This is a genomic window from Pseudomonas lactucae (assembly GCF_016937615.1).
Classification (GTDB): Bacteria; Pseudomonadota; Gammaproteobacteria; order Pseudomonadales; family Pseudomonadaceae; genus Aquipseudomonas; species Aquipseudomonas lactucae.
Map to the genome: position 1 here is coordinate 1 of NZ_JAFHKI010000198.1, position 5693 is coordinate 5693.

The 5693-nt window shown below is 63.3% G+C and carries 5 protein-coding genes and 2 pseudogenes; 1 reads left to right on the forward strand and 6 read right to left on the reverse strand.

Features of this window, described 5'->3' with window-relative positions; genetic code table 11:
* Window positions 1-95: 95 nt before the first annotated feature.
* From JWR98_RS27550 to JWR98_RS27575, 6 genes and pseudogenes are all read right to left on the reverse strand, one after another.
* Entirely contained in the window at window positions 96-866 is a 771-nt protein-coding gene (locus JWR98_RS27550; RefSeq protein WP_078732656.1) for an SDR family oxidoreductase, read from the reverse strand.
* Window positions 859-1658 (reverse strand): annotated as a pseudogene (locus JWR98_RS27555) (SDR family NAD(P)-dependent oxidoreductase). The gene JWR98_RS27550 and the pseudogene JWR98_RS27555 overlap by 8 nt, the downstream one beginning before the upstream one ends.
* Window positions 1651-2510: pseudogene (locus JWR98_RS27560) on the reverse strand (MoaF C-terminal domain-containing protein). The pseudogenes JWR98_RS27555 and JWR98_RS27560 overlap by 8 nt, the downstream one beginning before the upstream one ends.
* Before the next feature lie 46 nt (window positions 2511-2556).
* The gene (locus JWR98_RS27565; protein ID WP_003173211.1) at window positions 2557-3216 is read right to left on the reverse strand and encodes a response regulator transcription factor; all 660 of its coding nucleotides are present in this window, start codon (window positions 3214-3216) and stop codon (window positions 2557-2559) included.
* Window positions 3217-3273: 57 nt separating this feature from the next.
* The gene (locus JWR98_RS27570; protein WP_078732659.1) at window positions 3274-3639 is read right to left on the reverse strand and encodes a cupin domain-containing protein; all 366 of its coding nucleotides are present in this window, start codon (window positions 3637-3639) and stop codon (window positions 3274-3276) included.
* Window positions 3640-3671: 32 nt separating this feature from the next.
* Window positions 3672-4970, reverse strand: a complete 1299-nt coding sequence (locus JWR98_RS27575; protein WP_078732660.1) for an NAD(P)/FAD-dependent oxidoreductase — start codon at window positions 4968-4970, stop codon at window positions 3672-3674.
* Between the two features lie 229 nt (window positions 4971-5199).
* Between JWR98_RS27575 and hpaR the strand changes: the two genes are divergently transcribed.
* Window positions 5200-5622, forward strand: coding sequence for a homoprotocatechuate degradation operon regulator HpaR (gene hpaR, locus JWR98_RS27580; RefSeq protein ID WP_078732661.1), 423 nt, complete (start codon window positions 5200-5202; stop codon window positions 5620-5622).
* Window positions 5623-5693 lie beyond the last annotated feature (71 nt).

Here is a 5693-nt window from a genome sequence, read left to right on the forward strand (position 1 = left end):
CCGATGGCAGTGGGTCAGCGACAGATGTATTCACTGACACTCCCTCATCGGGAGCAAGCCCCTCACACAGTTGATCCAGTCATGCCTGACAGACCTTACTTCACCTCGGGCAACGTCGACCCGCCATCCACAATGATGGTCTGCCCGGTGATGTAGCCCGCCAGGTCCGAGGCCAGAAACAGCATGGCCCCGGCAATGTCCTGCGGCGCGCCGAGGCGGCCCAGTGGCACGCGGTTGGCGATGTCGGCGTTGACCTGATCATCGCCCAGGTTGCCCATGGCCGGCGTGGCAATCATCCCCGGCTCCACACCGTTGACCCTTACCCGATCGCCGGCCAGTTCCAGCGCGGCATTGCGGATAAAACCGTTGACCCCGGCCTTGGACGCGGCGTAATGGCTGAGCCCCGGATAGGCGACCCGTGGCCCGGTGACCGACGAGGTGACCAGTACACAACCGCCGCCTTGACGCTGAAACATCGGCAAGGCGGCCTGGGTCAGCCAGAACAGTGCGCAGAGGTTGACCGCCAGCGTACGCTCCAGCATGGCCGGGGTGATCTGCTCGAACGCCGTCAACGGAAAATAGCCGGCGTTGTGCACCAGGATATCCAGGCGCCCCCAGTCGCGCTCGATGCCTTTGACCCCGGCGAACACCGCCGTCGCATCGGCCAGGTCGAGTTCGATGGCCTCGACCTGGCACCCGCGCCCGCCCAATTCGTCGGCCAACGCCTGGGCTTGCGCCCGGCGCAGGTCAACGATCATCACGCGCGCGCCGCGCAGCGCAAACGCTTCGACGATGGCCCGGCCGATGCCTTGCGCACCACCGGTGACCAGCACGCTTTTACCGCTGAAATCGAGGTCTTCAGACATGGGGCTGCTCCATATGGGCATAGGCCAGGGTCGGCACGTCGACGATGCTCGAACCACCGTCGGCGACCAGGCTGGCACCGGTGATGATCGAGGCATCGGGGCCTGCCAGGAAGCGGCAGACCTTGGCGATTTCTTCGGCGCTGGCGGGACGCCGCAACGGTACGTCGGCGCACACGCGGGCATACGCTTGCTGCAGCGTATCGCCGTGGAAGCTCATCAGCGGCTGCATCTCCGCGTCGGCCATCGGCGTGGTGACCCAGCCCGGACACACGGCATTCACCCGCACACCGCGTGGCCCATAGTCCCGCGCCAGGGAGCGGTTAAGCCCGAGCAGCGCGTGTTTGGCAGTGGTGTAGCCACACACTTCGGGCCCGGCGGCCAACGAGGCGATGGAGCCCAGCAGCACAATGCAGCCGGCGCTCTCGATCAGCAGCGGCAGGCAGGCGCGGGCACTGTAGAACGCGCTGTCCAGGTTGCTGCGCAACGCCGCTTCCCAGGTGGCCGGGCTGGTTTGGCTGGCGCTGCCCACGCCATGCCCGCCGGCACAGGCCAGCAGCACATCGAGTCGGCCGTAACGCGCATGAATCTGTGCAACGAAGCGGTCCCAGGTGTCCGCGCAGGCCGCGTCGCCAACCAACACCAGGCCACCGGTTTGCGCGGCGACCTGCTCCAATGGCTCGCGACGCCGGCCGATCAGCACCAGGTTGGCGCCCTCGACGGCGTACAGACGTGCGCAAGCGGCACCGATGCCGTGCCGGCACCGGTGATGACCACGGTACGAGGATCAGGCATCGGGATACTCCGTATGGTTGAGGACCTGGCAGTAGGAGCTGACCGGAAAGTTCGACAGCTCATCGAAGGACGCACCGGCATAGCCGAAGATCTTGCCGTCGCTGCGGTGCTGTTGCAGGTCGATCAGTACCAGCCCGAGGGTGGGGATGATCTTTTCGCGCCAGACGAACAGGTACAGCTGGTCGGCAATCTTGTAGTAGTGGCAGCGGTCGTATCGCACAGGCCCTGTTCGACACCCTTGAGGCACTGCCAGGAATAGAACTGATCGTTGAGGTAGATGTGCTCGTAGACTTCGCTGGGGCTGTAGCGATACAGGTTGCGCAACCCGGTCAGCTCCTGGGTCGGCGCGTGCGGGCACTGGCCGGCCTGCCAGGGTTGATTCAGGCTGCCATGCAGAAATTCCACGTCCACCGAGGTCAGGGCCTTGCCGGCCAGGGCGCGGCTGTAGAGGCCTTGCTCGGTTTGTTCGCGGCTCGGCATGCGGCCGATCACGGCGGTGAACGACGACGTGGCGGTATCCAGCACCAGGCTGATCGACCAGGCCTGCCCGGCCTCGTGCTTGATAAAGTCGACCAGGTACAGGCCCGGACGCACCGAGGTGGCGCGGTAGGCGGCCGAACCGCTGGAGTGACCATCGGCGGCGTTCCAGTGCAGCGTATCGGTTTCAAAGCGGTGCTCGATCTGCCAGCCATTGGCGAAGTGCAGCGTGAAGGTCTTGCCGTTGAGGTCGGCCAGATTGGGCAGGATAAAGGCTTCAGGGGCAAAACCGTCGGCAAGGGCGCCTACGGTGATCCAGTCGGATGGGGTGGTCATTGCATGGCTCCAGTGGGTTGAATTGACAACCCGGAGCATGCGGCGGGAAGGGGCGTGCGCCTATCAACCGAATGGTTGACCCCGCTTAAAGAAACAGCGCGGCCACCAGCTCGGTGCGGCTGCTGACGCCTGTTTTGCGAAACAGATGAATCAGGTGGGTCTTGATGGTGGGCAGGCCAACGTCCAGCGCCTGGGCCAGTTGTTTGTTGCTCGCGCCTTGGCGAAGCAGCCAGGCGATCTGGCGCTCCTTGGGCGTGAGCCCGGCCAACCCGTCGTCAGCCGGTTGCATGTTGGCCACGGCCATTTGCAGCATCACCTGCAAGGCATTCAACTGGGCCAGTTGGTCGAGGGTGAACACCCCTTGTTCAGCCGTGCGCAGCAGCGAGATGGCGGCCTGGGGCTGGTCGGCGCGATGGGCGACGATCTCCACCACATCGACCACCCCGTAGCGCGCGAGGAAGTCGCGGTAGCGGCGGCTGTCACGCAGCGGCTGCCTGGCCATGGCCAACCCCAGCGGCACCACGGCCAGCCCGGTGGACAGGCAGTTGCGCGGTTGCAGGGGGTCGAATTGGCGGTAGTTGTCCAGGTAATCGCGGTGCATCTCACCGCTCATGCCCAGCAGCCTGAAGTCGCGGGCTTGCAGGTGGCGGTCGACGCAATAGAACGCCGCCTGGCTGGCGGGTACCAGTTGGGTGAAAGCCTGCAGGCAATGGCCGGCGACTTCCTGAGCGGGGATGGCGTGCATGGTCGGTTACCTGCGCCAGAAACAACGCTGCCGGCACACGCCGGCAGCCGGGAGCGATCAGACTACCGCAAAATAGTGCTTCACGAAGCTCTCGCTGACCACTTCCCACAGCACCGGCGTGCCCTTGGTCACGAACCAGCTGTCGCCGGCCTTGTAGCGGGTGCTCTGGCCGGTGCTTTCGTCGGTCAGCACCACTTCGCCGGTGACCACGGTGGCCTGTTCGGCGAATGGGTAGACCATGCGAAACTTGCCCTGGGTGGTGCCGAAATAGGCGCTGCTGACCGGGTCGGTCGGGGCGCCGAAGGTCATCTTGCCGAAGGCCTTGACCTCGCCTTCAAGGATCTCGGAGCCAAGGTCGGCAACGGTGCCCCAGGCGTCGAGGTCCGATAATTGAATGTCTTTTTTCAGGGGGGTAACGGGCATGGCGGTTCTCCTGTGAATGAAACAGCGGGGGCTCAACGGCGACCGTTGAAGTAGCCCGACAGTTGATGAAGGCTTTTGCCGGCGGTGAGCAGCAGTGGGCGGATATGGTCCTTGCCGAGGATTTGCGCGTGCTTGACCGAACTGATCAGGTCATAGCGCGAAGAGCCTTCGCTCATGCCCTCGGCCAGGACCTTGCAGATGATATGGCTGGGCGTGACGCCGAAGCCGGCGTAACCCTGCACGTAAAAGGCGTTGGGGCGACCGCTGAGCGTGCCGATCTGCGGGAACAGGTTGGCCCCGGTCGCCATCGGCCCGCCCCAGGCCAGGTCGATCTTCACGTCCTTGAGGTACGGGAAGATTTTCAGCATCAGGTTGCGGTTCCAGGCCTTGAGGTCCAGCGGGATGTGCTCGACGAAAGGCGTGGCGGCGCCGAACAGCAGGCGGTTTTCGTTGGTGACGCGGTAGTAGTCGATCACCGGGCGAATGTCGCTGTAGGCGCCGCGTATCGGGCTGATGCGGTTGATCATCTCGTCCGACAGCGGTTCGGTCATCAACTGGAAGGCGTAGGTGTTGACGGTGGTCTTGTGCAGCTCGGGTTCAAGCTTGTTGAGGAAGCTGTCACAGGCCCACAGCAACTTGGCGGCCCTGACCGAGCCGCGGCCGGTGCGCACGGTGATGCGCTCGCCGTAGCTGACTTCCAGGGCCGGGCTGTGCTCGAAGATGCGCACGCCATGCCCGGCCAGCGCCTTGGCTTCGCCCAGCAGCAGGTTGAGCGAGTGCACATGCCCGCCGCCCATGTGCAGCAACGCGCTGCTGTAGGCGTCGGAACCAATGATCTGCTTGACCTCGGACCCCGCCATGAAGCGGATTTCGTCCTTGCTGTTGATCGACTTGAAGTCTTTTTCCCAGGCGCGCAGGGTTTTTTCCTGGCGGGCGTTGAAGCCCATGTAGCCGTAGCCGTGGCAGAAGTCGGCGTCGATGGAATATTTGGCGATACGATCCTTGATGATGCCGGCGCCCAGCTCGCTGATTTCAAAGATCTGGCGCAGGCCTTCGTCGCCGACTTGCTGCTTGATCTTTTCCAGGTCATGGCCGATGCCCGCCATGATCTGACCGCCGTTGCGGCCGGTCCCGCCAAAGCCCAGGTAACGCGCTTCGAGCACCACGATGTTGGTGATGCCTTTTTCAGCCAGTTCCAGCGCGGTGTTGATGCCGGAGAAACCGCCTCCAATCACCACCACGTCGGCGTCCACGTCCTGTTCGAGGGTCGGGAAACTGAGGTTGTATTTCTTGGTTGCCGAATAGTAGGTCGGCGTTTCGAGAGTGATCATGGCGCAGCCTGGAAAGTGAAGGGTGACTCACCGCAGAGCCGACAAGAGGCTCTGTGTCTGTGGGGGGCCATTAAGTGCCTTCCGAGCGGTAGGTGTCTTGATTCTGTGTGCCGCCGCGCTTGATCGTGGCTGCCACTGAAACCTGCGTAGGAGTAAAGCTGCACACGGAGAACAAGTGCCGATGCTAGAATGTTGTTAATCTGTTAACTAAATACGACGCCGACTTTATATGCCTCAATTGCGCCAATCCTTGACCCTCAGCTTGCTCCATGCGCGGGAAGCCGCCATGGGGTTTTTTCGTCCCTCGCTTAACCAGCATGGGTTGACCGAACAGCAATGGCGGGTCATTCGGATCCTGAGCCAGCATCAAGAGCTGGAGATCAATCGCCTGGCTGAATTGGCCTGCATCCTCAAGCCGAGCATGACCGGGGTGCTGGTGCGCATGGAGGCGGCGGGCATGGTGGAGCGGCGCAAGGCGCACCAGGATCAGCGGCGTGTCCTGGTGCGGCTGGCGGAGAAGGGGCAGGCCTGTTTCGCTTCGATGAGCCAGTGCATGGAGGCCAATTACCAGCGTTTGCAGGCGGGGTTCGGCGAGGAGAAGTTGCAGACGCTTCTGGGTTTGCTCAATGAGCTGAAAACCCTGAAGCGCTGAGTCGAGGCTGCACCTGTTGAGGGGACTTGCTGTGGAGAGGGAGCCTGTTGTGGAGAGGGAGCTTGCTCCCG

What these genes read in the sequence shown, in the direction of transcription:
- JWR98_RS27550 (WP_078732656.1), bottom strand. Translation starts at nt 866, where the DNA reads ATGTCTGAAGACCTCGATTTCAGCGGTAAAAGCGTGCTGGTCACCGGT.
- hpaR (WP_078732661.1), top strand. Translation starts at nt 5,200, where the DNA reads ATGCCTCAATTGCGCCAATCCTTGACCCTCAGCTTGCTCCATGCGCGG.
- JWR98_RS27565 (WP_003173211.1), bottom strand. Translation starts at nt 3,216, where the DNA reads ATGCACGCCATCCCCGCTCAGGAAGTCGCCGGCCATTGCCTGCAGGCT.
- JWR98_RS27570 (WP_078732659.1), bottom strand. Translation starts at nt 3,639, where the DNA reads ATGCCCGTTACCCCCCTGAAAAAAGACATTCAATTATCGGACCTCGAC.
- JWR98_RS27575 (WP_078732660.1), bottom strand. Translation starts at nt 4,970, where the DNA reads ATGATCACTCTCGAAACGCCGACCTACTATTCGGCAACCAAGAAATAC.